The sequence below is a fragment of the Pedobacter montanisoli genome (assembly GCF_022809115.1).
Classification (GTDB): domain Bacteria; phylum Bacteroidota; class Bacteroidia; order Sphingobacteriales; family Sphingobacteriaceae; genus Pedobacter; species Pedobacter montanisoli.
In genome coordinates this window covers 798,425-824,984 of the sequence record NZ_JALGBH010000002.1, presented here as the reverse complement: position 1 = coordinate 824,984, position 26,560 = coordinate 798,425, and the positions used below count along the sequence as shown (strand labels likewise).

Sequence of the window (26,560 nt, the reverse complement as noted above, 5' to 3'; positions counted from 1 at the left end):
ATAAAAACACTATAAAAAAAGCTGCTCCGTAATGGAAGCAGCTTTTTTTATATCCTGATCTCAGGATTATATTTTACATCAATATTTAATTTGATAGTGTTTTTTATTTAAAGCAACACGCCTTTTAAAATCAGTACAGCTATGCTAAAATAGATCACGATACCTGTAACATCTACCATTGTAGCTACAAAAGGTGCAGATGAAGTAGCCGGGTCTAATTTTAAACGTTTTAACATGATAGGCATCATCGATCCAATTAAACTACCCCAAAGTACAATACCTACCAGCGTAAAGAAAATGGTAAGTGAGATCAGGAACCAATGCTCACCGTAATCATAAATGCCCAACTCCTGCCATAAAATAATACGCAAAAAGCCTATACTCCCTAAAATCACACCTAATGATAAGCCTGAGATGATCTCTCTGCGCATTACACGCCACCACTCGGCAATGGTAATTTCGCCCAGGGCCATAGCCTGTATAATTAAAGTAGAAGCCTGCGAACCGCTGTTACCTCCACTACTCATAATTAAAGGGATAAACAACGACAGTACCACCGCTTTTTCAAGCTCAAACTCAAAATGCTGCATGGCTGTAGCGGTTAACATTTCGCCTAAAAAGAGTACAATTAACCAACCTGCACGTTTTTTAATCAGTTTTAAGATCGGGATATCTAGATAAGGTTCATCTAAAGCCTCGGTACCCCCAAATTTCTGCATGTCTTCGGTGTACTCTTCATGCGCTATCCATAAAATATCATCTATGGTTACAATACCTAACAGGATATTGTTATCATCCACAACAGGTAGGGCTACCCTATTGTTCATTTTAAAGATGCTAATGGCTTCTTCCTGCGGGTCGTTTACATTAAGGGAAATTAATCGGTTATCCGTTAACTCTCCTATCTGTGCATCGGGATCTGCCAATAAAATCTCTCTGATCCTGATATCGTCTAACAGCACCCCATCTTTATCAATCACGTAAACCACATCAATGGTTTCAGAGTTTTTGCCATACCTACGTATGTGATTAAGCACTCTGCTTACAGTCCAGTCTATTTTTACGGCAATAAAATCGGGCGTCATCAAACGGCCAATACTGTCTTCTTTATAACCCAAAAGCACCAAAGCCTCTTTACGGTCATCATCATTCAGTAAAACCAGTAGTTTTTTTACAGCATCACCTTTTAACTCACTAAATAAAGCAGTTCTGTCATCGGGCGGCAGTTGTCTGATGATTTCGGTAAGTTTATTACTCTGTAATTTTTTAATGATCCGCTCCTGAGTTGGAAAATCCAGGATCCTGAAAACGTTTACGGCACGTTTTGTTGACAATGATTCGATAAATTTAACCGCATGTTGTGGAAGCTCGTCTATCAACTCCTCAACATCAGATATGTTGAGCTCGTTTAAATAGTTTTTTAACTGCCTATCATTATCATTTTCCAAAAGTTGTAATACTTCATCTACCAGCAGTTGCTCCATAACCTCTAAATTTATTTACTCCATTAACACCCTTGTTTATTTACCGCAAAAGTGCATTTTTTTTTTCAAAAACTATCAAAGCCAAAAAGCATTTTTTTACAAAAAAATTATAGGGTTTATTAGGGCTGAAAATGTGTTTTAACAGCTCTTTCATTGCAATTTTTGTTTTATATGTTACTTGTATTGCTTATTATAAGTGTTTTAAAATCATTTTGTTTCAAAAGTGCTTTCAATATTTTGTTCAACATCAGGCGCATTATAGTAGAATAATCACTATTTTTTTTATTTTTGCGGCTTAGCTGTTTCCGTAGTTCAATGGATAGAATGTCAGATTCCGGTTCTGATGATGTGGGTTCGACTCCCGCCGGGAACACAGATACACCGTATAAAAGCCACTCTTTGGGTGGCTTTTATTTTTTAGGTTTTGTCAATAAAAAAGCCTTGAATGATTTTTACAATTTTTCGGGCTCCTATCCTACTTTTATTTGCAGAGATTGGGAAATTAAGTTCAGCAGGGATATGAACACCCCTTAACAAACTATTTAATGATAAATTAAAAGCAAAACTATCAATAATAATTTACAGTCAATTTTATTAGAACGAAAAATTTTATATAATAAATACAAAATATTTATTATAATTATTTTTGTGTATTTGTTTTAAATTGATAACTTGGTTTTTGTAACCCAAACTAAACTAATACCCTCAATGACTAAACTCACGCTTTCGGGCCGAAAAAGAGGCAGCCTCTTTTTAGCCTTTCTTGCAATTATAGCAATTGCAGTCCTCTCTTGTAAAAAAGATCTGTTTAACCAGAGCAAAAAAGAACACAGTAATCCTGAACTTGTCAAAAGAAATGCGGAGTACCGGAAAGGTCCGCAAATGGAGAAGGTAAACTTCAATTCTTTCAAAACAAAAACAGACCTGAATGTTCTGGGCACCGTTGGAAAGATGCTCACGACAGCCAACTCAAAGGCCAAAACCATGGCCGTCAATACACCCGAAACTTATGAGGGGCTCCAGATCAATACCGATAGTGTTACCATTGTTAAAAACGGAGATCGTACCAGCTATATATTCAGTATTAAACTGTCCAATCCCAGAGCTATCGTTTTCCAGAACCTCACGGTAGATGTATCGCCTGAAAGAACGCTCACTTTCATCAATACCTATGCACCAACACAAAAGTGGATTTCTAAATGGCGTGCCGGAAACGCTGGAGAATTTGAAGGCGATATCAGCGTAACCTACCTTAAATCGGCCTCGACAGCTTTGCCGGGCACAGGCTCTACGTCACCTAATGGTGAGCTTAATAAAAATTCAACAACCAAAACCTTGGGCGGAGCTGTTAAGCCCGGCACATCCGGTAAAACCAGTATGGTCTATCAGGATTGCTACACCACCACTTATTATTACATAGTAGCATATCAATGTACCGGTGATGGGCACTGGCCGGGAGAAGAATGTAATATGGACGGTGATAATCGTGCTGGCTGGCGTGTATCATCCAAAGACATTACCGACTGCTATGAATATGACGATGGTATCGGCTCTGGTGGCGGTTCAGGAGGCGGGTCTGGAGGCGGCGGTGGAACTTCTCCAACAACCCCGCCAGATTATGATCCATGCGATACCACGCAACCCCCAACAGGCCCAATTCAGGTACATAGCGGCGCTACAGGGGCTAAGCTAATGGTACATCAAAATCCTGATTGCAATACACCCCCGCCCATATTACCAGTTATTACAGATCCTGATGAACCAGACTATAACTATGACCCATATGCCGGAAACGATCTGCACGACAGAAGTGAGAGCGTATATGTTGCCGAATTGGGCCAGTCTTTCAGCTTTGGGCAGATAGAGGATTATTATTACAATAATCCGGAAGCAGTAGAAAACTTATATGAGGAGGGCGATACTCCTGTTTTATTTCCGCCGTGGGGTTTCCAATATGTAATAGACATCCAAATACAGATGGTCTATTTAAAGGCTAAACATCCCACTTGGACAAAAACAGAAATTGCAGCTACCGCAACATGGAATGTTCTCAATAAAGAGATCCATTTTGCGCTTGATCTTGCAGGATTGGTTCCGCTGATCGGAGAAATTGCAGACATTACCAATGGTGCCATTTATTTTATAGAAGGAGATCGCATCAATGCAGCAATGAGCTTTGGTGGTGCCGTGCCAGTAACAGGCTGGGTGGCGACAGGTGGAAAGTGGATTAAAACGGCGGGACAATCCTTAAGCAAGCCACTAAGCCAGGCAGCAGGTAAGATTGGTTTTCTAGCTATTAAAAACGGTAAGAGCGTCCGTTTAATCAAAGTCGCGGTTGATGCTTTTAGCCACAATGCAGTTAAGGCACTCAAAGCAGTTAAACCAGCCGATAATAAACTCACCAACCTTAGCCGTACTTTGATAGATCAGGCCTCTTTTAGAATTAAACCCGTAGCAACAAATCTTAAAAATAAAATTGACGATATTGTACGTTATGGCGATAATGGGGTGCTTGGGGAAGCAGGAAGCAAAACTGAACAATTGTGTGATGATATTTTCGCAACAAACGGTTTTGTAAAACACGAAGCCAAGATTGGCACTAACAACGGATTTGATGGAGTATATATCAAAAAAGATGCCGCTGGCAATGTAGAGGAGATCATAATTAATGAAGCCAAACAGGTTCAGGCAGCAGGGAATATTAAGCTAAACCCAAGGAATAATAATACATTATTGCCACCACAAATGAGCAATGATTGGATTGATAATATTATTACAAAAATGATAAATCAAGGAGGAAGTCTATCATCTTTAGCTTCGGTTATCAATGCAAACAAAAGCAAAATAACCAAAACTGTAACTGGAGTAGATAAGGCTTCAGGGGATATTGTAGTATTAAAATTAGCTAATTACTAATATGCTATCACTTAAGGAACTATATGTGGAAATGTTGAAAAATGAGCATGAAGCATTGACAAGAATTTATTTGCCAGAAACAGATGGAATACAATCAGAGAGTGATAAGCGAATGCTATGGTATTATAATGAGATTTTTGCATTACATTCTTTGTTTGTTGAAAATAATATAGAGAAATGCAAACAGTATTTTTATATATGTGGACGATTAGATGAATATTTAATTACTAATTATAATTCTCGTATTCTGGACTATGGTGTTAATCATTTCTCTTACGCCCTTTTATGTGACGAAAACTCTCTCATTAAAAGTTATGCCAAACTAACACACCCTTGGTATGCCCATACTATTAAAAGTGGTAGTTTGGTGCATGCCATGCAATGTTTCATTAATGAAGACTGGCAGGCTTTGGAAAAAGATATTGCGACTTATGAGCGTATAACTTCTGCGCAAAAAGGAAAGATCAATATTCCGGATCTTATGTACTTTAAAGGAATGCTACAAAAGGATAAACTTATGATAGAAGAAGCGTTGCTATTATTGCTTAAGGATCATAAAAAGAGAAACAAACATGCAGGCATTGCGCAGACTTATATTTCTATACCTGCATTAGGTTATGCAAAGTTAGCCTGGTTAAAGGGTATTGAAGTGCAGGTAGATCATCCTTTAATACCTAAAGAACTGTTGCCATACCGACCATTGGAAAAATACGAAGACAAGTACGATTTTTTAAAATAGTTACATATAAAACAAGCCACTCTTTTTGAGTGGTTTGGCTTTAGATTAGTTATGAGAAATAACTAAAACTGTAACCGGAGTGGATAAGGCTTCAGGTGAAATTGTAGTACTTAAATTAGCCCAATATTAAAAAGTAAAAAAATGAAAGATCAAAGAGTACCCGTTGAGGAACTATTCGCTAATGAGCGTGTTGCAGAAAAGGAAACGTTAGAGCAAATTAGATTAGCTAATAATATTCAAGGACAAATACGCGGACTTTGGTATTGCAATCGAACATTTGCCATATATGCTATAAAATATAAGGACTTTAAGGAAGCAAAGAAGAGTTTTGATACCTGCGGTAAATTAGATGAGTTTCAGATAAAATTATTCGAAGATCGACTTTTGGATGCGGGCATAGATCATATTTGCTATATGCTATTGAGCGATAATCTGGAATTGATAACTCGTTATTCATACTTAACCCATCCATGGTTTGCCCATACCATAAAAAGCGGCAGCCTTGTTCACGCCATGCAGTGTATCATTAAAGAAGACTGGCCAGCTTTAGAACAGGATATTGCAACCTACGAGCGCATTACCTCTACACAAAAGGGAAAGATTAACATCCCAGATCTTATGTACTTTAAAGGGATGCTGCAAAAGGACAAGGGAATGATTGAAGAAGCGTTGTTACTCCAGCTAAAAGACCATAAAAAGCGTAACAAGTATATGGGTATTGCCCAGGATTATATTTCTGTGCCCGCCTTAGGTTACGCAAAATTAGCCTGGCTAAAGGGTATTGAGGTGCAGGTAGATCATCCTTTAATACCTAAGGAACTGTTGCCGTACCGTCCGTTGGAAAAATACGAAGACAAGTACGATTTTTTGAAATAACTAGCTATAAAACAAACCGCTCAAAAAAAGTGGTTTGTTTTATAATCTTTAATACTGATCTAAGATTGAAAAGACTATTAACGGGTACAAAGAAACTTGACAACTACTAATATGGAAAGATTTGAACATCTTAAAACAATTTATGATGAAAGGCTCGACGATGAGCAAATTGTAGAACAAAAATTAAAAACTGGCGGCGATCCGAATTTTAACCTGATTATTATGGGTGGGACTTACATAGTATTTGCAGTTCATGCTATATATTCCTTAAAAGATTTAGATCTTGCCAGAAACTATTTTTACAAGGCCGCTCGTATAGACGAGTACAGAGGAGTTAATCTTAAAAGATGCATATTGGATACAGGAATAAATCCCATTAGCTACGCACTTTTGTCCGACAATCACGATTTGATACAACGTTTTTGTAAATTACAGAACTCCAAATGCCATGAACTTAGTGTTGGTTTTCAGATTTCACATGCGGTTTTAAATATCTTGTCAAATGAAATGGAAAAACTGGAGGAGAATATTCAAAAAATTGAGCGATTTGTAAAGGTTCGCACTCTCAAGTGGTGGGCACCCATGGTGGATGTTTTTTTAGGTTTTTTGTCAAAGGAAGAAGGATTGATAGAAGCAGGTTTAAAACAACTGATAAAAACAGATAGCAAACGAAATGATGATCCCTTAATCAGCAGGTTCTTCTCTCCGGACGTTTCCGGTTTATGCAAATTAGCTTGGATTAAAGGTTACGAGATTGATTTGAAAAATGAGATGGTACCATTAGAGTTAATGCCAATTAAACCTTTAGATCACTACGAAGATTATCCATTTCTTAAATAAACAAAAGCCACTCATAAGGAGTGGCTTTGTTTCAGGTTTGTTGTAAGAAAATATATTTACTGTAACCGGAGTGGATAAAGCATCAGGAGATATAGTAGTTTTAAAATTAGCAAATTATTAGTATGCTTTCCTTAAAAGAGATATTTGAAAATTCTAAGATCGATGAGCAAAAATCAGTAATTAGAATTAATGATAAGAATGTAGAGCCTGTCCAATATGTAAGCGATATTAGGTTTCTTTGGGGATGCAATCAAGTTTTTGGTTTTTATCATTTATTCATTGAAAATAATTTACAATTAGCCAAGCAAGACTTTTTTACCTGCGGTATTTTAGATGAACATATTATAACGCGGTTTGAAGATCGTTTACTTGACAGCGGTATTCATCATATCACATTGGCGATACTAAGTGATAATATATCTTTAGTTAGCCGTTATGCTGATTTGACGCACCCTTGGTTTGCCCATACCATCAAAAGCGGAAGCCTCATTCATGCAATGCAATGCATCATTAAAGAAGATTGGCAGGCTTTAGATAAAGATATAGCAACCTATGAGCGTATTGCTTCTACACAAAAGGGAAAGATTAACATCCCCGATCTTATGTACTTTAAAGGGATACTGCAAAAGGACAAAGCAATGATTGAAGAAGCTCTGATGCTCTTACTGAAAGATCACAAAAAGCGTAACAAATATATGGGCATTGCCCAGGATTATATTTCTGTACCCGCCTTAGGTTACGCAAAATTAGCCTGGCTAAAGGGTATAGAAGTAGAGGCAGATCATCCTTTAATACCGAAGGAATTGCTGCCGTACCGACCATTGGAAAAATACGAAGACAAGTATGATTTTTTGAAATTGTCTTAAAAATGAAAAAGAAAATAAAAAGTTTAATACTCTGTGTTGCTATCATTCAATTGATAGCCACCAATAGCTTGTTTGCGCAGTTTTATTCATTCAATTACAGGTCTGACAGATTTGAATTTGCCACTTTAACTATAGGCGAAGATTGCTATAAAAGCAAAGACATGTTTCATGAACTCTTGAAACCTAAAAACGACAACAATCTTTACGCTATACATAACAAGAGAAAAGACACTGCGTACATTGCAAAAATTAAGATCTCAGAATATCCTGGCTCAAACTTATTTAATCAGGACGAAGACAGGGTCTTTTATAAAATCGACACCATCGTTTCAAAAAGTGATACACTTCTAAACGGCTTTGAATGTAAAAGAGTAAACATTGATTATGTTCAGGCTTTTATTAATGAACAGGGGCAACGTCAACCTTATGACACTATTCACCATGTATTATATATCGCTCCTGTATTCAAAACAATAACACCTTTCTCATTTGTTTCAAGCAAACTAACAGGTCTTGTTTTGAAGTTTGTAAAATATCATCCCGTTCATTCCAGAGAAGATGGTGTATTGATAAGAACCTACGAGGTTACAGAGATCTTAACCAGCAATGCTATTGCAAGCAAAATAAATTACGAGATTTTTAAACTCCCTAAAAATGCAAAATTTCTAAACTCTTATGATGATTTTCTAAACAGCATGGGAGAAGGAATGGCTGATATTGTCAAGGATTTTTAACTTAAACAGCCAAAGAGATGTTGTAATAACTGGGCAAATGATCTATGTACCTTATTGACCTTTCATCACGATAACTGGAAAGATTATACACCCATGTTTGCTGAATGCAGTTATACCTGGGCGCAGTTTCTCAAAAGTTTGAAATTATTTTGCGAAACGGGTAAAGGTAAACCCTGGCCTACACAGCATCGGTTATAAGTTCGGATCACAAGCTTTTATCTCGTTCTTTCCCAAATCATGTTTTCAGGTTCGGCTTTGATCAGCTTAAAAGATGATTTTTCCAGTACTTTTATAGAAGCCAAATTTTGAGGGCTGGTTTGGGCTAAAATGGCATTCAAATCTGTATATTCAAAAATCCACTTACTAATTTCCTGCAAGGCTTGGGTCATGATACCCCTGTTCTGAAACTGGGGAAATGTAGTATAACCAATCTCAGCTTTTTGGTTAACAGGCAGTCCTTTAAAACAAAACTCGGCAGCAATCTCATTTTTCTGCTTATCTATAATGATCCAAAACGTAAAGAAGACATTTTCAGCTTTACCTTCTTTTATTTCAGGCAAGATCTGTGTGGTGATCTTTGCTTTTACTTTTTCTGAAACCACCCTGTTGTTTAACTTTAAACCCAATTCATTTTCAAGTTTTCCAGGTTCTATATAGGCAGACAGCTGGTGAAAGCTGAGCATAATTATTTTTAAATCTAAATTTTCTATCATTTTTCTGCTTCTTTAATTAAGTTTTCAAGAATTTCGGTTGTAGATTTTCCACTGTAGGCATTAATAGATTGTCCGGTCCAGATATTTACAAAATCTGCATTATGGTTTATTCTTGCTATTCTTCGCAATTCGGCCGTAAGCTTGTTTTGGTACGGATAAGGCAGAATTTGTTGATTGGCCTCAACCGCGTTTACAAAGGTATTTTTAATACCTCTGGCATAACGCCCCGAAAAACTTTTAGTGAGTACAATATCTTTTTCATTGAGATTTCTTAGGCGTTGCTTTTCAAATTCCATTAAAGCACTCTCGGCAGAACCTAACAACAGGCTGCCAATTTGAAAACCTTGTGCGCCCAGAGCCTGCGCTGCCTTTAATGTTCTTCCATTGTAAATACCTCCGGCATAGATCAGTGGAACGCTTACACTATCATAAACTTTTGATAAGAGCGACATACCTCCTATTTCGGGAATGTCCGCATTCACAAAAGTACCCCTGTGTCCGCCAGCCTCAATGCCTTGTACACAAATGAGATCAATACCCGATTTTTCTAAAATAACAGCCTCATTTACCGAAGTACAGGTTCCAATTAGTTTAATTCCGCTGCTTTTTAACCGATGAATACTTTGCTCATCAAGGTTACCAAAGGTAAAACTTACAATTTTGCAGTCTTCTGCAATCATGGCATCTATACGCTCATGATAGCTGTTAACCTTAATTTCTTCAATTTCAGGTAACTGAACTTCTATATGATGTTGATTGGCTAATTGCGTAATAAAATTTTTGACAGTCTTGTATTGTGCTCTCAGTTCGTCTGTAATTTCAGGAATATCATTCACAAAAATATTGACCGCGAAAACCGCGTTTGTGAGTTGTTTGGTAGCACGGATAATTTCAACACATTTATCGGCCGGAAGATCGCCCAAAGGCAAAGCACCTAAACAATTTGCTTTAGCTGCAGCAGCCACCATTTGGGGTGTCGCAGTACCCAACATCGGTGCCTGAATAATGGGATATTCAATGTTCAATAAGCGGCTTAAATCGTTTTTCCAGTGCATGATATTATTTATTACATTAGCTCTCTTAAAATTATTTATCCCGAAAATTCATCCAGCAGATCCAATGAAGGTACAAAAAAGAGGGTTCCTGTTTGAGCAGTACTAAAATCTAAAATACGATCATAATTACCCGGGGGATTACCTACAAACATATTGGTCAGCATTTTTTCTACCGTACTAAAAGTGCTTGCATAAGCAATAAAATAAGTTCCCATTTCGTTGCTGGTCACATTTCCAAAAGGCATATTATCTCTCACTACTTTAAAATCATCACCAATATTAGCCAAAGCGATATGCGAATTTTTAGGTTTTACGTCATCGCTCATTTCAATATCATTTTCTTTTGTACGGCCCATTACCTTTTCCTGCTCTTCTATTGAAAGCGATTTCCAGGCATCCAGATTATGGATGTATTTCTGCACAAAAAGATAGCTCCCGCCCTTATAAGCCGGGTCCTGCTCATCAATAACCGCAAAAAAATCGCGATCTGCACCATGCGGATTTTCTGTTCCATCTACAAAACCTAAAATAGAGCGACTGTCCCAATAGCGAAAACCCTGCACCTCTCCTACACAATCTGCAATGTCTTTCATGGCATCTGTAATTACCGAAGCCATATCAAAAGCAAAGCTTTTTTCATCAGAACGGATATGGAAATGTAAATCACCTTTAGTGGCAATTGCCGTATGTTTACTGCCAGTTATAGATTCAAAATTTTTAAGCTCTTTAGGCAGTGGTTTAGGTAAATCCAGTTTTAACCAGGCATCATAACCTATGCCCATTACACAGCTTGCTTTATAATTAGGAAAACGATCTAATGCAGAATTATTGAGATTAATAACCAAAGCACATATTCTCTGAAATACCAGCTTGATATTTTCTACAGGTACGTCTTCCCTAAAGTTCCATACCAGAAAATAAGTATTGTTATTAGGATAATCGGTTACGTTTTGAGGGTTTATTGGCATAGCAGGTATGGTTATGATTATGTATCAAATTTATTAAAAGTATTGCTTTAAGTATGTATGAAATAATTTGAATGTATTTTTATATTATCCAACCCAAATAAGAAGAGGGAAAAAGGCTCCCTCTTCAATTGTATTCTATATAAATCATTAACTGATATTAACCATTTACCTGTTTATATTCTTCATCAGTTACGGCTTGTAGCCATGTAACTTGTTCTTCTCCCACATAATTGGTAATGGCAATGTGTACCATTTTATGTGTGGCTGTTGCACCATGCCAATGTTCTACATTTTCAGGAATATTAACTACATCGCCCCTTTTTATAGGCTGTGCGGGTTTACCTTTTTCCTGATACCATCCAATACCTTCAGTAACAATCAAAACCTGTCCTTTGGGATGTGTATGCCAATTGGTTCTTGCTCCGGGATCGAAAGTTACGCTTCCGGCCGAAAATTCATTGTTCTTGTCTTTTGCAATAAGTGGCGTTAAAAATGCATGACCGCTAAACCAATCTGCTGGTAACTGATTTCCTTTTGGAAAAATTGATGTATTGTTTTCGTGCTGTTTCATTGCCTTATGTTTTCCAATTAACTTTCTTTCATTATTTATATACCCGTGTAGGTAATCATTACATTGCCCGCTCCTACAGCAGCCGCTAATCTTACTAGGTCTTCTATTACTTATATGCTGTAAAGCTCAACTTTGTGCTTTAGCGCTTCTTTTTGGTTCATAATAAAGAATTATTCCTCCAAAATCGAAAGTTTTAGTCTTTATGAGCTTAAGCATAATCTTTTCATGTATGTTTTTAAATAAAGGCAACCCTTTTCCTGCTATAACAGGATGGATACAAAGTTGATACTCATCTATTAAATTAAGCTCTGTTAAAGCTACAATCAAACTTGGGCTACATACCAAAATGTCTTTATCTGTTTGTTGTTTAAGTGCTAAAACTTCTTCTTTAAGCCCATGATGAGCCAGTTTTGCACTTTTCCAATCTACATTTTTAAGGGTATGAGAAAAAACAATTTTTGGAATGCGATCTATGGCTACGGCAAACTCATCCATAAATTTATTTCCTGTTGGATTTTCTAAAATAGGTCGCCAATATTCCATAAGTTGATAAGTTATCCTGCCATACAAAGCCGTACCTGATTGGTTTAACAAATCAGCATAATGCTGGTGTATTGCTTCATCAGGAATGCCAGATGTATGATCGCAAAACCCATCAAGGGTCATATTCATTGCTGCTATAAGCTTTCTCATAACTATGGTTTTAAGCTTGATTAATCCTGTCTTAAAATTTTGTTCATTGCTTTTCCTTTAGCCAGCTCATCAATCAGTTTATCTAAATAACGGATTTTTCGCATCAGCTCTTCTTCTATTTCTTCTATGCGGTAACCGCAGATTACTCCGGTAATTTTTGAAGCATTCGGGTTGATTTGAGGTGCCTGAGCAAAAAAAGTTTCAAAATCAGTTTTTTGATCGATCTGCTGTTGCAAAGCTTTTTGGTCGTAGCCCGTTAGCCAGCAAATGATTTCATCTACTTCTGCTTTAGTTCTGCCTTTTTTCTCTGCCTTTTGAATGTAATGCGGATAAACACCTGCAAAAGACATTTTATAAACTCTTTCGTAATTTTTATTGTTCATTTTCCAGATTCTAATTTAATCTTCAGGTTTTACTTATTTCCAAATTTACCAAAATATGAACCCGATTAAAAACCCTATAGATGTATTCTTGTAAGATAAGCGTCAATTAGCCTCTTAAAAACCTTAGTTTACCGCTTTCTCTTTTGCTTTACAAAAGCATAATCTTTAAATTTAAGCACTGAAACCATAAAAAATACTGATGCGGTTCCTGTTTGTACTCGTAATATTATCCTTCAACTTAAATATAGGTCATGCCCAAAAAGTAGGCTTGGTTTTTAGTGGTGGCGGTGCAAAAGGACTTGCTCACATTGGCACGCTAAAAGCACTGGAAGAAAACAATATACCGGTAGATTACATTACCGGAACTTCTATGGGAGCCATTGTAGGTGGTTTATATGCGGCTGGCTACTCACCCAGCCAAATTGAAAAAATAGCCCTGAGCAAAGATTTTCAGGATTGGGTAAACGGACGTTATACCAGCGATTACAGCTTTTATTTTCAGAAAAATCCGCCTAATGCTTCAAGCATCAATGCCAAACTTAATATAGATACGGGTTTAAGATTATCGTTTAGATCGAGCCTGATCAATGATATTCCGTTAAATTTTGCGCTTTTGGAGCTTTTTTCGCAAGCTTCGGCCATTGCTAAAGACAACTTTAACCAGCTTTTTGTTCCCTATCGCTGTATGGTTTCTGATGTGTTGTCGCAAAAAAGCATTACCATGAGTAAAGGCAGTTTGGCCGATGCGGTGAGAGCCAGTATGACCGTGCCTCTAATTTACAGGCCCATCAGAATTAACGATAAGCTGTATTTTGATGGTGGTATCTATAACAATTTCCCTGCCGATGTGATGCAGAAAGAATTTAGTCCTGATATTATCATCGGCGCAAATGTTTCGTCTAAAACCTATAATGAATACCCTAAAAACGACGATCGTTTAATGAACAGGTTATTGATGTATATGTTTCTGGCAAAATCTGATTCTACGCTGGTAGGAAAAGAAGGCATATACATAGAACCCAATCTCAGCGATTACTCCTCTACCAACTTTGTGCCTGTAGCAGAGATTATCCAAAAAGGTTACGAAGCTACCATGGCCAATATGGAGCAGATCAAAAAACACGTTCAACGACGTGTTAACCCACAGGAACTGCTGCAAAAAAGAATTGAATTTAATGAACGTAAATCTGATCTCATTTTTAGCGATGTGGCAGTTTATGGCGTAAACTCGCAACAGAAAAAATATATAGAACGTTTATTTAAAAGTGACCAGCCTAATTTTAACCTAGATGATATTAAACGTGGTTACTATAAATTAGTAGCCGACGAAACTTTTGAATCCGTATACCCCAAGATCTTTTATGATGATATTCGCGATAGTTATATTTTTGAGATCTATGCCCGGCCTAAAAAAAGCTTTAAGATAGATTTTGGCGGCAATATTTCAACCAGACCCATTAGCAACGTATTTTTAGGTATTCAATACAATTACATCAATAAAAAGGCCTATACTTTTGGTGCAAATTTCTATTCCGGTAGATTTTATGAAGCGGCTCAACTTAACGGTCGTGTAGATTTTCCGAGTAAATTGCCCATCTTTTTAGCTTCTGAAATAACTTTTAACCACTGGAATTATTACAACACCAGCCAGATCTTTATCGAAAATCCCAAGCCTGTATATATTGAACAAACAGATCGTAAGATAGATCTTAAACTGGGAGTTCCCTTAAACAAGAACAGCAGACTGGTTTTAAATTCGGCTTTTATCTATAACTCAAACTACTACAGTCCTAATAATACTTTTGCTGTAGGTGATATATTGGATAAAACCTCTTTTAGCGGATTTAATACAGGCTTAACTTTTGAAAAAAATTCATTAAACCGAAAACAATATGCTACTGCGGGTAAATATATTTATGCCAGTTTTAATGTAAACCACGGTAGAGAAAATTATACACCAGGTAATATATTTCAGCACATTTTGCCTTTACAGGTTCCCAGTCCTTTAACGCATCATTATAAAAACTGGGTAAATGTTAAACTGAGTTACGAAAATTATTTCTTAAGAATAAAAAATTATAACCTTGCCGCATTTGCCGAGGCTGTGCTTTCTAATCAGGAACTTTCAAATAATTATTATGCTACTTTATTGCAAGCGCCAACTTTTTATCCTTTACAAGACAGCAGATCTATTTTTTTAGAGAATTTTAAAGCGCATACTTATGGATCAGTCGGACTAAAAAACGTATTTACCTTAAAACGCAATTTAGATCTGCGCCTAGAAGGTTATGTATTTATGCCACACAAAGCATTTGCTAAAATAGGCTTACAAGAAGTTGCTTATCAGCAGCCTTTCGAAAAAATATATTATGCAGCTACAACCGGATTGGTTTACCAATCGCCTTTAGGCCCTATAAGTTTAAGCTACAATTATTACGATGATGAACGGAAAAGACATGGCGTACTATTTCACATAGGCTATCTTATTTACAATAAAAAGTCATTAGAATAATATATTTTTTGCATTCCAGTTAAAAACAATTGAACTTAGCGGTTGTATTTAGAATACAGCAAAATTTTAATCTATACATATAAATGAACTCCCACAATAACTATAAGTTTGGCATGATCGGTCTCGGTACCATGGGTCGCAACCTGCTGCTTAACATGGCCGATAAAGGTTTTTCTGTAACCGGTCACGATAAAAACCTGCAAATGATTGCATTGCTTAAAGAAGAAGGAAAAGCGCACCATCTTAACGGCTTTGCAGATGTTAAGGATTTTATCAACAGCCTTGAAAAACCACGCAAAATCATTTTATTGGTTCCGGCAGGTGCAATTGTAGATAACGTGATCAATGAATTGATTCCGCTTTTAGATAAGGGAGATATCATTATAGATAGTGGTAATTCTTATTTTGCCGATACAAGCCGCAGAGATGAAGAGCTAAAAGCTTTGGGTATTCATTTCTTTGGTATGGGTATTTCGGGTGGCGAAGAAGGTGCCCGTTTTGGACCAAGTTTAATGCCAGGCGGTGATAAAGAAGCTTATGCCATGATGAAAGATGTGCTGGAAGCCGTTTCTGCCAAAGTAGATAACGAACCTTGTGTTACTTACATTGGCCCTGGTGCCTCAGGACATTTTGTTAAAATGACCCACAATGGTATCGAATATGCCATTATGCAGCTCATTGCCGAGATGTATGAATTCTTAAAAAATGGTCTTAATTACAGCAATGAGCAAATTCAACAGTTCTTTGCCAAATGTAATGAAGGTCGTTTAAAATCATTTCTGATTGAAATTACGGCTAATATCTTTTTGGTTAAAGACAAACAGACCGGAAACTTGCTGGTAGATATGATTCGCGATCAGGCCAAATCAAAAGGTACAGGTAAATGGACTTCGCAAATTGCAATGGATCTTGAGGTTCCTATCCCTACTATAGATTCGGCAGTTGCCATGAGAAACCTTTCAAAATTAAAGCAGTTAAGGGTTTCATTAGAAAATGATTTAGGTAAATCTACGCCTGTAAAGGTAGATCCTGAAATGGATATACATTTAGAAAATGCTTTCTTCTTTGCTATGGTTAGTGCCTATGCTCAGGGAATGCATTTATTGCAACAGGCTTCACGTACTTATGAATATAACTTAAACCTGGCAGAGATTGCCAAAATATGGCGTGGTGGTTGTATCATAAGAGCAACATTCTTATCAGATATTTATCAGGCTTACAGCCGCAATCCTGAGTTAGGGCATCTTTTTAAGGACGAAAACATACAACAGCAATTATCAGATAGTTTAGACAGCACCCGTAAAATAATTACCAAAGCACTTAACCACGGCATTAGTGTACCTGCTTTTGCAGCATCTTTAACTTATTTTGACATGCTGAAAACAGGCCGTATGCCATCTAACTTAACACAAGCACAACGCGATTATTTTGGAGCCCATACTTTTGAGCGTACAGATGAAGAAGGTATTTTTCATAACGACTGGAATTCTGGCAATTAACGCAGGTAAATTTTTAATTAGCTATTCATGAAAAAGCGACAAAGCAATCTTAAACCTACTATATTTATCATATTTGGAGGCACCGGTGATCTTAATAAAAGGAAACTGGCCCCTGCCCTTTACAATTTATATACCGAAAATTACATGCCCGGTAAATTTGCCATTATTGGCACCGGCCGTACCACTTATACAAATGCACAGTACAGAGAAGAAATACTGCACAGTGTAAATGAGTTTTCGAGAAACGGAGAAGTACAAAAAGAGCGCTGGGATGTTTTTGAAAAGAATATCCACTATATCTCTGTTGATATAGAACAACAAAAGACTTTTGAAGACCTGAAAGAGGCTATTGTTAATTTGCAGGAACAATTCGGCCCCGATACACAAACCATCTTCTACCTTGCAGTAGCGCCTAATTTCTTTCCGTTGATAGCTGAATGTCTGCACAAATATAAACTTACCTCTGACGAAGAAAAATGCCGTATCGTAATTGAAAAACCTTTCGGGCATGATTTAGAATCGGCTAAAAAACTTAACTGCTTATTAAGCGCCATTTTTACTGAGAAACAGATTTACCGTATAGACCATTATCTGGGTAAAGAAACTGTGCAGAATATGATGGCTTTCCGTTTTGCCAACTCTCTGTTTGAACCTTTGTGGAACAGAACTTATATCGAACATGTTCAAATTTCGGTAACCGAGCAATTAGGTGTAGGCGAACGTGGTGGATATTATGAAGATGCAGGTGCTTTGAGAGACATGATCCAAAACCACCTTTTGCAATTGCTTTGTCTGGTAGGTATGGAAGCGCCTATTTCTTTTAATGCCGATGAAATCAGGGATAGAAAAGTAGAAGTTTTAAAAGCCATGCGACCGTTTAAACCTGAAAATGTAAGCTTACAAGCCGTAAGAGGTCAATATGGAAAAGGCTGGATAGAAGGTAAAGAAGTACCTGGTTACCGTTCTGAGAAAGATGTAGATCCAGAATCTAATACAGAAACCTTTGCCGCTATCAAATTCTTTATAGACAATTGGCGCTGGCAAGGCGTGCCTTTTTACTTGCGTACAGGCAAACGCCTTAACCAGACTTCTTCTACCATTACCATACAGTTTAGAGATGTACCACACCATATATTTGCCACCAGTTCTATTGAAAGCTGGCAGCAGAACCGTTTGATCATCAGCATTCAGCCTGAAATGAGCATACGCTTACAGGTACAATCAAAAAGACCTGGCTTAAACATGATCTTAAACCCGGTAGATATGATTTTTAATTACAAAGGCACTTATGATAACAATACTCCTGAAGCATATGAAACCTTACTCCTTGATGTAATGACCGGCGACCAGACTTTATTTATGCGTGGCGACCAAGTTGAAACAGCATGGGAACTGGTAATGCCTATCATTAACCTTTGGGAAAATAAAAAATCATTGAACTTCCCTAATTACGCAGCTGATAGCTGGGGCCCTGAAGAAGCTGAGGCATTGATCGCCAAAGACGGATTTTATTGGTTTACGCTACCTGTTAAAGAATAATGAATTTACATATATACGAAGAAGTTAATGCTATAAACGAAGCCTTAGCGCAGTACATTATATCTGTTGGAAGACAAGCCATTGTAACTAACGGCAGGTTCAATTTTGTACTTACGGGCGGTAATTCGCCCAAAGGGGTTTATGAATTACTTTCTACAAAGTACAAGCAGGATATAGACTGGAGCAAAGTATTCTTTTTCTTTGGCGATGAAAGAACAGTTGAGCCTTTTCACAAAGATTACAACGGCTTAATGGCTAAAGAAACACTTTTTGACCATTTAAAAACACCTGCCGATCATATCTTTTATGTAAACACTTTTCTGCAACCGCAAGATGCAGCGGCGGCTTACAAAAAAAGTATAGATAAGCATTTTGAAGGCAAAGAACCCATTTTTGATCTTATTTTATTAGGAATGGGCGATGATGCGCATACAGCTTCTATTTTTCCGCATACCACTTTAACTGCTGTTACCGAAGCTGATGTACAAGCTGTTTTTGTAGAAAAGCTCAATACACATCGGGTAAGTTTTACTGCTCCATTGATCAATATGGCGGATCATGTTGCCTTCCTTACATTTGGAAAAAATAAGGCAACTGCTTTATATCATGTACTGGGACCTCAAAAAGATTATGCTTCGTTTCCTGCTCAGTTAATCAATCCGGTAAGATCGCCATTAAACTGGTTTATAGACGAAGAGGCTTATGCGCTTTGCAAACAGAACAGTTAAAACAGCCTAATTTTACAGGTGATTTTGGATTACCTGTTTCAATTGCTGTGCAGGTATGGCACCACTTTGTCTCCATAACTGCTTACCATTCTTAAATAAAATAAAAGTAGGTACACCCTGAACACTATATGCCGCTGCGGCGGCATTGTTTTTATCTACATCAACCTTTATAATGGTAACCTGGTCTTTAAGCTCAGCTTTAACTTCTGTTAAAATTGGAGCCATCATTTTACAGGGGCCACACCACTCTGCAAAGAAATCAACCAAAACAGGCTGATCACCGTTAATTAACTCAGAAAATTTAGACATATCTTATTTTTTGAATAATTAATTTACAACTACCTGAAGTTCATTTGCCAATGCCTGCATCCACATTTTGAACATCTCATCTTCTATTTTAACAATTTCATCTGCATGTTGTTTCCAGTCTGGCGAAAACTCATTTAGCTGGTTGATCATTTCTTCCAGATGTCCTTCTTCTTCCAAAATGATAGACTTTACCGTTACTTTGCTCTGCGCTTCACTCAACACCTGTTGGTAAACCGGATAGAGTTCATCTGCCCTTACTTCTATAGCATAGGTAACAAAGAGGTAGGCAGCAAATTTCAGGTCGTAACCCGAAAGATTAAAATGTTTTTTAAGATAACGGCATACCTTAACATCTAAATTGTGGAGGTAATATTTGGTATGGTTTGGAGCTAATAACTCTTGTTGAGTATAAGTTTTACATAAACTTTCATCCAGCTTGGCTAGCTGCTTTTTCAGATAAAAAGCATGACGGTGCTCTTCGGCAGCATGTTTTAACACCAACAGAGTAACCTGTTCTTTATGTTCTGAAGCAGATATTTTCTTTGCACCTGCATTTTCCATGAAAGATAAAGTGTTAAGCCATTTACTATGGATAGCTGTATGTTTTACAATATGTTGTAATAAAGGGGTAATCTGCATGTTAAAGTATTTCTAATGCTGCTGTTATAGTTTGGTAAATGTAATCTAAATCCTGTTCTGAAATTACATAAGGAGGCAATATATAGATAATATTCCCCAAAGGTCTTAATATAATATGATGTTCTAAAAAGTAGGTGTATAAACTATCCCGCAAGGTATTTAGATAAGATGTTTCGTTTGATGTAGCCCACTCCAAAGCTAAAATCGTTCCCGTCTGCCTTACTTCTTTTAATTTAGGATGATGCTTTATCCGCTCTGCAAATTGGGTATGTTGCTTTTTAATACGGTTAATATTTACCAGAGTTTCATGTTTTAACAACAGATCTAAACTTGCCAGAGACGCGGCGCATGCAATTGGATTGGCTGTAAAAGAATGTCCGTGATAAAGTGTTTTCAGTTTATCGTCGCTATAAAAGGCATCAAATATCTGTTGGTTACAGGTGGTTATTCCCATAGCCATGGTACCTCCGGTTAAACCTTTGCTTAAACAGAAAATATCAGGCCTTGAGCTTAATTGCTCAGAGGCAAAAAAAGTACCTGTACGCCCAAAACCGGTCATCACTTCATCTGCAATGGTTAAAATACCCTGTGTTTTACATAAAGTGATCAGCTCATCTAAATAAGTTGCTTCATACATCAGCATCCCTCCAGACCCCAGTACCAAAGGTTCAAAAATGAAACAAGCGGCCTCATCTCCTATTGCGGTAATTTTTTCTTTAATGACATCAATGTTCGAAGCATTGGGCAAATCAATAAAATCTACCTCAAATAATAAATCACTGAAAGGATGGGTAAAAATGCTACGGGCGCTAACGGCCATAGCTCCAAAAGTATCTCCGTGATAAGAGTTGTTAAATGCAAGGATTTTTTTACGCTTGGTAATACCTTTATTGTGCCAATATTGCAAGCACATTTTTAAAGCTACCTCTACTGCCGTTGAACCATTATCGCTATAAAATACCTTTTTCTGATCTCCAGGTAGTAAATTCAACAGTCTTTCTGCCAGCTGTATAGCAGGTTCGTGTGTAAAACCGGCAAAGATCACATGCTCCAGTTCTCTGGCCTGTTTGGCAACAGCATCTGCAATAGCAGCATTACCGTGCCCATGTATATTTACCCACCATGATGATACAGCATCAATATATTGCTTACCATCTTCTGTAAATAAATAAACGCCTTCGCCTTTTACTATGGGTATATGTGTGAGGGCATTTTTCATCTGGGTATATGGATGCCAGATTACCGCTCTGTCTCTTTCCTCTAAATTGCTCATTAAATAAGAATCTGCCGTTTTACTTCGCAAAACTACATTTATTAACGGAAAAGAAAGTATAGCAGAACTTAGAATTTCTGCTTTAACAATTCTACAACAACTTGATCGGTTTTAAAAGTTACATCTTCTGTTTGGAGAGTACTAATGCTTTTCCACCTGAAACTTTGAAACAAGCCTGTCTCAAAATCAAATGCTTTTTCTTTAGGTATGATATTTAAAGTAGAAACTGCTTTAACCAGATAGTAGATACTAATTACCTGACTATCATTGAATGATGATTTTTCGTAGAAATCTGTGGTGTAAAAATGCGAAACGACTTCTATCTCTGTCTGGCATTCTTCTATAAATTCGCGTTTTAGTGCATCTATCAGTCCCTCGCCTAATTCAAGCCCTCCGCCCGGAAATTTGGTAAAGTGTCTGCCCACCTCAAACTCATCGCTCAATAAAACTTCATTGTTTTTATTAAGCAACAGCCCGTAAACTCTTACGTTAAAATAACTCATAGACTAAAATGTTTCTGGTTTTTTGTTACGTTATCCAGATTCCACGCAATTTCACGTTTAAAAGCTTCGGCTCTAACCGGGCAATCGGTCATCTTACAATAATGACAACAGGCAGGCAAGCAAGGATCTGCGTGGATAAAAAACTCTGTTTTATGCGTAGTAGAATGATTGATCAATTGATCTATGTCTGAGATTTCCTTATGAACTTTGTTCAGATCATAATAATAAGGTAAAGTTACATGGCAATCTATGTGCAGATCAGCTCCGTATTGCTGTGTTCTTAAATTATGAATGTCAATCCAGCTGTTATGCCTGTTTTCCTGTAAGATATTTACCACCTCGCCTACCAGTTCAACATTACTTTCGTCCATTAATCCACCCACCGATTTTCTGATCAGTTTATAACCCGAAAAAATAATATAAAACCCAACAAGAATAGAAATAATGCTATCTAAACGATAGATTCCTGTAAATTCAATAATAAGAATACCTACAATTAAACCTGCGCTGGTTACCGTATCGGTTAAAAGATGTTTTCCATCTGCCTCTAAAGTAAGTGATTTGTTGGCCTTACCCGTTTTAATGAGATATAAACCTATGATAAGGTTAACCAGACCTGTTATACCAATAATAATGGCACCTTCAAAAAGCTGCTGTATATGCTTAGGGTAAAACAAGTCGAACCCAGACTTTGCAACAATGATAATGCCTGCAATTACAATAAGAACGCCTTCTATAAAGGCTGAAAAGAATTCTACCTTTCCATGGCCATAAGGATGGTTCTCATCTTTAGGCTGTGTAGAAAGGTAAATACTATAAAAAGCAAATGAGCTGGCTACAATATTTACAATGCTTTCTGCCGCATCGGTAAGTATTGCATTTGAGTTAGTTATGGCATAAGCCACAAACTTGGCAACCATTAATATTACTCCAACACAGAGCGACACCAAAATTGCTTTTTTATTTGTATGCATAGACCAAATTTTGTTGGCAAAAATACAACTAAAACCACCATTTCTTGCAAAGAAAATCTTTTTTTAGCGCCTTATTAAATAGTTTTTATATTTGTTTTTCTCAACTACGACCATGACATTTTTATCAGACAGAATCAACAGCCTATCAGAATCTGCAACACTTAAGATGACCAAACTAAGCCGCGAACTAGCAGCTAAAGGTATTAACGTTATCAATTTAAGTGTAGGCGAACCAGACTTTAATACACCTGAGTATATTAAAGATGCAGCTAAAAAAGCATTAGATGAAAACTATACCCGCTACTCTCCTGTTCCGGGCTATCCTGAATTGCGACAAGCTATTGCCAACAAATTAAAAAGAGAAAACAATTTAGATTATGATATGTCTCAGATTGTGGTTTCAACAGGTGCAAAGCAATCGCTGTCTAATGTTATTTTAACACTGATCAATCCAGGCGATGAAGTGATTATCCCTACGCCGTACTGGGTGTCTTATTCTGAAATGGTAACCTTAGCAGAAGGTAAAGCTGTTTATATTGATACTACGATAGAGAGCGATTTTAAAATCAGTCCTGAGCAACTAGAAGCCGCAATTACACCTAAAAGCAAGCTTTTCATGTTCTCTTCGCCATGTAACCCTACGGGTTCGGTGTACAGCAAGGCTGAGTTGGCTGCTCTGGCTAAAGTTTTTGAGAAACATCCTGATATCTTCATTATTTCAGATGAGATTTATGAGCATATCAACTTTATAGACAAGCATGAGTCTATTGCACAATTTCCTGAGATTAAGGAACGTGTAATTATTGTAAATGGTTTTTCTAAAGCCTACGCAATGACAGGCTGGAGATTGGGTTATATTGCCGCAAGCAAAGAACTGGCCGCTGCTAATGATAAAATGCAAGGGCAAACCACATCAGGTACCTGTTCTATTGCACAACGTGCTGGTATAGCAGCTTATGAACATGGTTTAGATAGTGTAATGGAAATGAAAGAAGCCTTTGCCCGTCGCAGAGAGCTGGTTTACCATTTGCTAAATGAAATACCGGGTGTTAAAACCAATTTACCACAGGGTGCTTTTTATTTCTTCCCTGAAATAAGTTCTTTCTTTGGTAAACAGGACGAAACTGGTAAGGTTATAGAAAACTCTGCTGATTTGGCTTTATACCTATTAAATGCTGCACACGTGGCAACTGTTGGTGGCGACAGTTTTGGCAATAACAATTACATCAGATTATCTTATGCTGCTTCTGATGATAGCCTGAAAGAAGCACTTCGCCGAATAAAAGAAGCTTTATCCAAACTAAAATAATTAACCCTAAGAGGTACAAAATCCGGAAGTTTGAACTTCCGGATTTTTTTATTTATAAAATTTTCAACAATAAAAAACCCACTTTAACAAACATTAAAGTGGGTTTTTATTAAATTACTTTGAGCGTCTTTCTTATTTTGCGCTATTTTTCTTTTCTGTAACTTCAGTACGGATTTCTTGAGCTAAGCCTTTTAAATCTTGCATAGCTTTACGTACTCTTGTTCCTGCAGCTGAATTACCTGCGTTATAAAATTTCTCAACGTCTGCCTCAATTGCAGCTACTACTTCTTTAACTTTTGCAAATTTTTCCATTGTTTTAATTTTTTTGTTAGTCAAATATATCATTTAAACGGAAAAAACAAGCACTTCTTTCGATTAAATGCACTTTTTTTATTTTTTTTTTATCAACAATCAACATTTTATCAATTCTTAAAACAAAATATGCTCTTCAAAAACAGCAAAGAAAAGTATAGGTGTTTTTATGCACATTCATAAAAAAGAGATTTTAAATCAGCATTTTTGCATTAATATGGCTTTATACTTTGCATCTTTAAATACGGGCAGCAATGGCAATTGTTTTTACATTGGAAATGAAGAACATGCTGTATTAATTGATGCCGGATTAAGCTGTAAAGAAACGCTGATTAGGTTAAACAGATTGGGTCTGGCTATAGAAAAGGTTAGAGCCATATTTATAAGCCATGAACACAGCGACCACATAAAAGGACTGAGTGTAATCTCAAAAAAATACCAGATACCCGTATATATTACTTTAAAAACTCTGTTAAATAGTGGTTTAAACCTATCTGAACATTTGGTTAATTTCTTTGAGACCGATGAAGTTATCAGTATAGCAGACCTGAACGTAAAAGCCTTTGCCAAATTTCATGATGCTGCAGAACCCCATAGCTTTGTAATTGATAACGCACAAAAGAAAATTGGTGTTTTTACCGATATAGGAAATGTATGTGAAAACGTAAGCCTGCATTTTAAAGATTGTGATGCCGTATTTTTAGAAGCTAATTACGATGAAGAGATGCTTGAAAAAGGCAGATACCCTTATTACCTTAAACACAGGATCAGCAGCGGCAGAGGTCACTTATCCAATACAAAAGCATTGGAATTATTTAAAAACCATCAGTCTGAAAAATTACGCTACCTGTTTCTTTCTCATTTGAGCAAGGATAACAATTGCCCAGATTTGGTTTACAATCTTTTTAAAACACATGCTTTACAAACAGAAGTATTTGTAGCTTCAAGACATGAAGAAACTCCAGTTTTTAGCTTAGACTAGATTTCTTGCAAAACCGTGCCCGTTTCAGTGACTTCCAACGTATGCTTTACCCCACATTTTAATGCATAATTTGCTTTTTGATGGCCAACCGGAAAATCAAAACATACGGGATAATCATATCCGGCAACTTTTTCCATTACAATTTCTACAATCGTTTTGCCAAATTCGTCGCCCTCATCATCTTTCTTCAACTTAAATCCACCTATAATCAAGCCTTTTAGTTTATCTAATTTTCCACTTCTCTTTAAATTGTAGAACATCCTATCAATAGAATAAAGGTATTCTCCGGTATCTTCTACAAACAATATCTTGTTACGGGTTTCTATTTCAGATTTACTACCAGCCAAATTCTCTATACAACGTAAATTTCCACCAATCAATTCTCCTTTTGCCATACCTATTCTGTTATTCGCATTATATACAGCGGTATATTTCATTTTTTCGCCGGTTAAAGCCTGTCGTATAGAGTTAATGGTATCAACCTGTATAGGCTCTGCCAGATCCCAGTTAGAAGGAAAACTGTTGCACATTTTAGAATGTATAGAAGCCACGTGGTAATTACTGTTGATATGGCAATGCAAAACTGTTATATCGCTAAAACCTATCAGCCATTTGGGTTGTGCTTTAAAACGTGAAAAATCAAGCTGATCTACAATTCTGATGGCTCCATAACCTCCTCTTGCGCACATAATGGCATTCACGCTCGGATCATCAAGCATAGCCTGTAGATCTTCTAAACGTTCCTGATCTGTACCGCCAAAAGTAAAATCTCTTGCACCTACCGTCTTCCCAATTCTGATATTAAAACCCCAGCTTTCCATCTGCTTAACCGCTGGTTCAATTTCTTCTTTTGTAATATAACCTGCCGGACAGGTAATACCAATTGTATCGCCTTTTAACAAAGACGGAGGTACACGTGGTACAAAATGCTGAGCAGTATTTTCTGTACTTGAGGCATAACTCTTTAAGTTAAATGCACTTAAAAAAACACCTGCAGGAATAATAGATAAGAAATGTTTGCGGTTCATGGATTTGTACAAGGCTTAAAATTGTAGCCTCTAAAATATTGCAATTATGTTTTAAAACAAACCATTGCAAAAAGAAAAGATATGTTAACTTTGCGTTTTTGGTAAAAAAACAAAT

General features: G+C 36.9%; 26 protein-coding genes and 1 tRNA gene. 13 read left to right on the top strand and 14 right to left on the bottom strand.

Annotated features, from left to right (window positions below; all coding sequences use genetic code 11):
* Positions 1 to 107 precede the first annotated feature (107 nt).
* Positions 108 to 1,484, bottom strand: a complete 1,377-nt coding sequence (mgtE, locus tag MMF97_RS11420) for a magnesium transporter (RefSeq protein ID WP_243362465.1) — start codon at positions 1,482 to 1,484, stop codon at positions 108 to 110.
* Positions 1,485 to 1,785: 301 nt separating this feature from the next.
* Here mgtE and MMF97_RS11415 point away from each other — a divergent pair.
* The 7 genes from MMF97_RS11415 (at position 1,786) to MMF97_RS11385 (ending at position 8,455) form a co-directional block, all read left to right on the top strand.
* Positions 1,786 to 1,857, top strand: a tRNA-Arg gene (locus MMF97_RS11415).
* Between the two features lie 335 nt (positions 1,858 to 2,192).
* A complete protein-coding gene (locus tag MMF97_RS11410; RefSeq protein WP_243362464.1) occupies positions 2,193 to 4,400 on the top strand; it encodes a hypothetical protein in 2,208 nt (735 codons plus the stop codon).
* Position 4,401: 1 nt separating this feature from the next.
* A complete protein-coding gene (locus MMF97_RS11405) occupies positions 4,402 to 5,139 on the top strand; it encodes an immunity 49 family protein (RefSeq protein WP_243362463.1) in 738 nt (245 codons plus the stop codon).
* Positions 5,140 to 5,280: 141 nt separating this feature from the next.
* Positions 5,281 to 6,015, top strand: coding sequence for an Imm49 family immunity protein (locus tag MMF97_RS11400; protein WP_243362462.1), 735 nt, complete (start codon positions 5,281 to 5,283; stop codon positions 6,013 to 6,015).
* A gap of 111 nt (positions 6,016 to 6,126) precedes the next feature.
* Complete coding sequence (locus MMF97_RS11395; protein WP_243362461.1) at positions 6,127 to 6,855, top strand: Imm49 family immunity protein; 729 nt, start codon at positions 6,127 to 6,129, stop codon at positions 6,853 to 6,855.
* A gap of 122 nt (positions 6,856 to 6,977) precedes the next feature.
* Positions 6,978 to 7,721, top strand: coding sequence for an Imm49 family immunity protein (locus MMF97_RS11390; protein WP_243362460.1), 744 nt, complete (start codon positions 6,978 to 6,980; stop codon positions 7,719 to 7,721).
* Between the two features lie 2 nt (positions 7,722 to 7,723).
* Positions 7,724 to 8,455, top strand: a complete 732-nt coding sequence (locus MMF97_RS11385; RefSeq protein ID WP_243362459.1) for a hypothetical protein — start codon at positions 7,724 to 7,726, stop codon at positions 8,453 to 8,455.
* A 215-nt stretch (positions 8,456 to 8,670) separates the two neighbouring features.
* On the opposite strand, the gene MMF97_RS11380 is transcribed toward MMF97_RS11385, so the two are convergent.
* From MMF97_RS11380 to MMF97_RS11355, 6 genes are all read right to left on the bottom strand, one after another.
* Positions 8,671 to 9,168: a GNAT family N-acetyltransferase gene (locus MMF97_RS11380; protein ID WP_243362458.1), complete on the bottom strand. Its 498-nt coding sequence runs from the start codon at positions 9,166 to 9,168 to the stop codon at positions 8,671 to 8,673.
* Positions 9,165 to 10,235, bottom strand: coding sequence for an NAD(P)H-dependent flavin oxidoreductase (locus MMF97_RS11375; RefSeq protein WP_317228616.1), 1,071 nt, complete (start codon positions 10,233 to 10,235; stop codon positions 9,165 to 9,167). Before MMF97_RS11375 ends, MMF97_RS11380 begins: the two co-directional genes overlap by 4 nt.
* A gap of 23 nt (positions 10,236 to 10,258) precedes the next feature.
* Complete coding sequence (locus MMF97_RS11370) at positions 10,259 to 11,191, bottom strand: Dyp-type peroxidase (RefSeq protein ID WP_243362455.1); 933 nt, start codon at positions 11,189 to 11,191, stop codon at positions 10,259 to 10,261.
* A gap of 157 nt (positions 11,192 to 11,348) precedes the next feature.
* The gene (locus tag MMF97_RS11365) at positions 11,349 to 11,762 is read right to left on the bottom strand and encodes a (R)-mandelonitrile lyase (RefSeq protein WP_243362453.1); all 414 of its coding nucleotides are present in this window, start codon (positions 11,760 to 11,762) and stop codon (positions 11,349 to 11,351) included.
* Between the two features lie 126 nt (positions 11,763 to 11,888).
* A complete protein-coding gene (locus MMF97_RS11360; RefSeq protein WP_243362451.1) occupies positions 11,889 to 12,455 on the bottom strand; it encodes a dihydrofolate reductase family protein in 567 nt (188 codons plus the stop codon).
* Between the two features lie 20 nt (positions 12,456 to 12,475).
* Positions 12,476 to 12,838, bottom strand: coding sequence for a DUF2200 domain-containing protein (locus MMF97_RS11355; RefSeq protein ID WP_243362449.1), 363 nt, complete (start codon positions 12,836 to 12,838; stop codon positions 12,476 to 12,478).
* 199 nt (positions 12,839 to 13,037) lie between these two features.
* Between MMF97_RS11355 and MMF97_RS11350 the strand changes: the two genes are divergently transcribed.
* From MMF97_RS11350 to pgl, 4 genes are all read left to right on the top strand, one after another.
* Positions 13,038 to 15,350 (top strand): patatin-like phospholipase family protein, encoded by a 2,313-nt coding sequence (locus MMF97_RS11350; RefSeq protein ID WP_243362447.1) that lies wholly within the window; start codon positions 13,038 to 13,040, stop codon positions 15,348 to 15,350.
* 83 nt (positions 15,351 to 15,433) lie between these two features.
* Entirely contained in the window at positions 15,434 to 16,849 is a 1,416-nt protein-coding gene (gene gndA / locus MMF97_RS11345; RefSeq protein WP_243362445.1) for an NADP-dependent phosphogluconate dehydrogenase, read from the top strand.
* A gap of 27 nt (positions 16,850 to 16,876) precedes the next feature.
* Entirely contained in the window at positions 16,877 to 18,388 is a 1,512-nt protein-coding gene (gene zwf / locus MMF97_RS11340) for a glucose-6-phosphate dehydrogenase (RefSeq protein ID WP_243362444.1), read from the top strand.
* Complete coding sequence (pgl, locus tag MMF97_RS11335; RefSeq protein ID WP_243362443.1) at positions 18,388 to 19,116, top strand: 6-phosphogluconolactonase; 729 nt, start codon at positions 18,388 to 18,390, stop codon at positions 19,114 to 19,116. Before zwf ends, pgl begins: the two co-directional genes overlap by 1 nt.
* A gap of 12 nt (positions 19,117 to 19,128) precedes the next feature.
* Here the strand turns inward: pgl and trxA are convergent, their stop codons facing one another.
* The 5 genes from trxA to MMF97_RS11310 form a co-directional block, all read right to left on the bottom strand.
* Positions 19,129 to 19,425 carry a thioredoxin gene (gene trxA, locus MMF97_RS11330; protein WP_243362442.1) on the bottom strand — a complete coding sequence of 99 codons (297 nt, stop codon included), beginning with the start codon at positions 19,423 to 19,425 and terminating at the stop codon, positions 19,129 to 19,131.
* A gap of 18 nt (positions 19,426 to 19,443) precedes the next feature.
* Positions 19,444 to 20,064 carry a hypothetical protein gene (locus MMF97_RS11325; protein ID WP_243362441.1) on the bottom strand — a complete coding sequence of 207 codons (621 nt, stop codon included), beginning with the start codon at positions 20,062 to 20,064 and terminating at the stop codon, positions 19,444 to 19,446.
* A 1-nt stretch (position 20,065) separates the two neighbouring features.
* A complete protein-coding gene (bioA, locus tag MMF97_RS11320; protein ID WP_243362440.1) occupies positions 20,066 to 21,337 on the bottom strand; it encodes an adenosylmethionine--8-amino-7-oxononanoate transaminase in 1,272 nt (423 codons plus the stop codon).
* Positions 21,338 to 21,405: 68 nt separating this feature from the next.
* Positions 21,406 to 21,840, bottom strand: coding sequence for an NUDIX domain-containing protein (locus MMF97_RS11315; protein WP_243362439.1), 435 nt, complete (start codon positions 21,838 to 21,840; stop codon positions 21,406 to 21,408).
* Complete coding sequence (locus MMF97_RS11310) at positions 21,837 to 22,814, bottom strand: cation diffusion facilitator family transporter (RefSeq protein WP_243362438.1); 978 nt, start codon at positions 22,812 to 22,814, stop codon at positions 21,837 to 21,839. Before MMF97_RS11310 ends, MMF97_RS11315 begins: the two co-directional genes overlap by 4 nt.
* 112 nt (positions 22,815 to 22,926) lie before the next feature.
* Between MMF97_RS11310 and MMF97_RS11305 the strand changes: the two genes are divergently transcribed.
* Positions 22,927 to 24,123: a pyridoxal phosphate-dependent aminotransferase gene (locus MMF97_RS11305; protein WP_243362437.1), complete on the top strand. Its 1,197-nt coding sequence runs from the start codon at positions 22,927 to 22,929 to the stop codon at positions 24,121 to 24,123.
* 132 nt (positions 24,124 to 24,255) lie between these two features.
* On the opposite strand, the gene MMF97_RS11300 is transcribed toward MMF97_RS11305, so the two are convergent.
* Complete coding sequence (locus MMF97_RS11300) at positions 24,256 to 24,435, bottom strand: histone H1 (protein ID WP_113635034.1); 180 nt, start codon at positions 24,433 to 24,435, stop codon at positions 24,256 to 24,258.
* Positions 24,436 to 24,652: 217 nt separating this feature from the next.
* On the opposite strand from MMF97_RS11300, the gene MMF97_RS11295 reads away from it, so the two are divergent.
* Positions 24,653 to 25,417, top strand: a complete 765-nt coding sequence (locus MMF97_RS11295) for an MBL fold metallo-hydrolase (RefSeq protein ID WP_243362436.1) — start codon at positions 24,653 to 24,655, stop codon at positions 25,415 to 25,417.
* On the opposite strand, the gene MMF97_RS11290 is transcribed toward MMF97_RS11295, so the two are convergent.
* A complete protein-coding gene (locus MMF97_RS11290; protein WP_243362434.1) occupies positions 25,414 to 26,445 on the bottom strand; it encodes a S66 peptidase family protein in 1,032 nt (343 codons plus the stop codon). The two genes, MMF97_RS11295 and MMF97_RS11290, sit on opposite strands and share 4 nt — an antisense overlap.
* Positions 26,446 to 26,560: the final 115 nt, after the last annotated feature.

Coding starts and splice junctions, on each gene's coding strand:
- MMF97_RS11300 (WP_113635034.1), bottom strand. CDS start 24,435: ATGGAAAAATTTGCAAAAGTTAAAGAAGTAGTAGCTGCAATTGAGGCA.
- MMF97_RS11400 (WP_243362462.1), top strand. CDS start 5,281: ATGAAAGATCAAAGAGTACCCGTTGAGGAACTATTCGCTAATGAGCGT.
- MMF97_RS11385 (WP_243362459.1), top strand. CDS start 7,724: ATGAAAAAGAAAATAAAAAGTTTAATACTCTGTGTTGCTATCATTCAA.
- trxA (WP_243362442.1), bottom strand. CDS start 19,425: ATGTCTAAATTTTCTGAGTTAATTAACGGTGATCAGCCTGTTTTGGTT.
- MMF97_RS11395 (WP_243362461.1), top strand. CDS start 6,127: ATGGAAAGATTTGAACATCTTAAAACAATTTATGATGAAAGGCTCGAC.
- gndA (WP_243362445.1), top strand. CDS start 15,434: ATGAACTCCCACAATAACTATAAGTTTGGCATGATCGGTCTCGGTACC.
- MMF97_RS11305 (WP_243362437.1), top strand. CDS start 22,927: ATGACATTTTTATCAGACAGAATCAACAGCCTATCAGAATCTGCAACA.
- zwf (WP_243362444.1), top strand. CDS start 16,877: ATGAAAAAGCGACAAAGCAATCTTAAACCTACTATATTTATCATATTT.
- MMF97_RS11380 (WP_243362458.1), bottom strand. CDS start 9,168: ATGATAGAAAATTTAGATTTAAAAATAATTATGCTCAGCTTTCACCAG.
- MMF97_RS11365 (WP_243362453.1), bottom strand. CDS start 11,762: ATGAAACAGCACGAAAACAATACATCAATTTTTCCAAAAGGAAATCAG.
- MMF97_RS11295 (WP_243362436.1), top strand. CDS start 24,653: ATGGCTTTATACTTTGCATCTTTAAATACGGGCAGCAATGGCAATTGT.
- MMF97_RS11410 (WP_243362464.1), top strand. CDS start 2,193: ATGACTAAACTCACGCTTTCGGGCCGAAAAAGAGGCAGCCTCTTTTTA.
- MMF97_RS11315 (WP_243362439.1), bottom strand. CDS start 21,840: ATGAGTTATTTTAACGTAAGAGTTTACGGGCTGTTGCTTAATAAAAAC.
- MMF97_RS11360 (WP_243362451.1), bottom strand. CDS start 12,455: ATGAGAAAGCTTATAGCAGCAATGAATATGACCCTTGATGGGTTTTGC.
- bioA (WP_243362440.1), bottom strand. CDS start 21,337: ATGAGCAATTTAGAGGAAAGAGACAGAGCGGTAATCTGGCATCCATAT.
- pgl (WP_243362443.1), top strand. CDS start 18,388: ATGAATTTACATATATACGAAGAAGTTAATGCTATAAACGAAGCCTTA.
- mgtE (WP_243362465.1), bottom strand. CDS start 1,484: ATGGAGCAACTGCTGGTAGATGAAGTATTACAACTTTTGGAAAATGAT.
- MMF97_RS11350 (WP_243362447.1), top strand. CDS start 13,038: ATGCGGTTCCTGTTTGTACTCGTAATATTATCCTTCAACTTAAATATA.
- MMF97_RS11325 (WP_243362441.1), bottom strand. CDS start 20,064: ATGCAGATTACCCCTTTATTACAACATATTGTAAAACATACAGCTATC.
- MMF97_RS11390 (WP_243362460.1), top strand. CDS start 6,978: ATGCTTTCCTTAAAAGAGATATTTGAAAATTCTAAGATCGATGAGCAA.
- MMF97_RS11290 (WP_243362434.1), bottom strand. CDS start 26,445: ATGAACCGCAAACATTTCTTATCTATTATTCCTGCAGGTGTTTTTTTA.
- MMF97_RS11355 (WP_243362449.1), bottom strand. CDS start 12,838: ATGAACAATAAAAATTACGAAAGAGTTTATAAAATGTCTTTTGCAGGT.
- MMF97_RS11405 (WP_243362463.1), top strand. CDS start 4,402: ATGCTATCACTTAAGGAACTATATGTGGAAATGTTGAAAAATGAGCAT.
- MMF97_RS11310 (WP_243362438.1), bottom strand. CDS start 22,814: ATGCATACAAATAAAAAAGCAATTTTGGTGTCGCTCTGTGTTGGAGTA.
- MMF97_RS11370 (WP_243362455.1), bottom strand. CDS start 11,191: ATGCCAATAAACCCTCAAAACGTAACCGATTATCCTAATAACAATACT.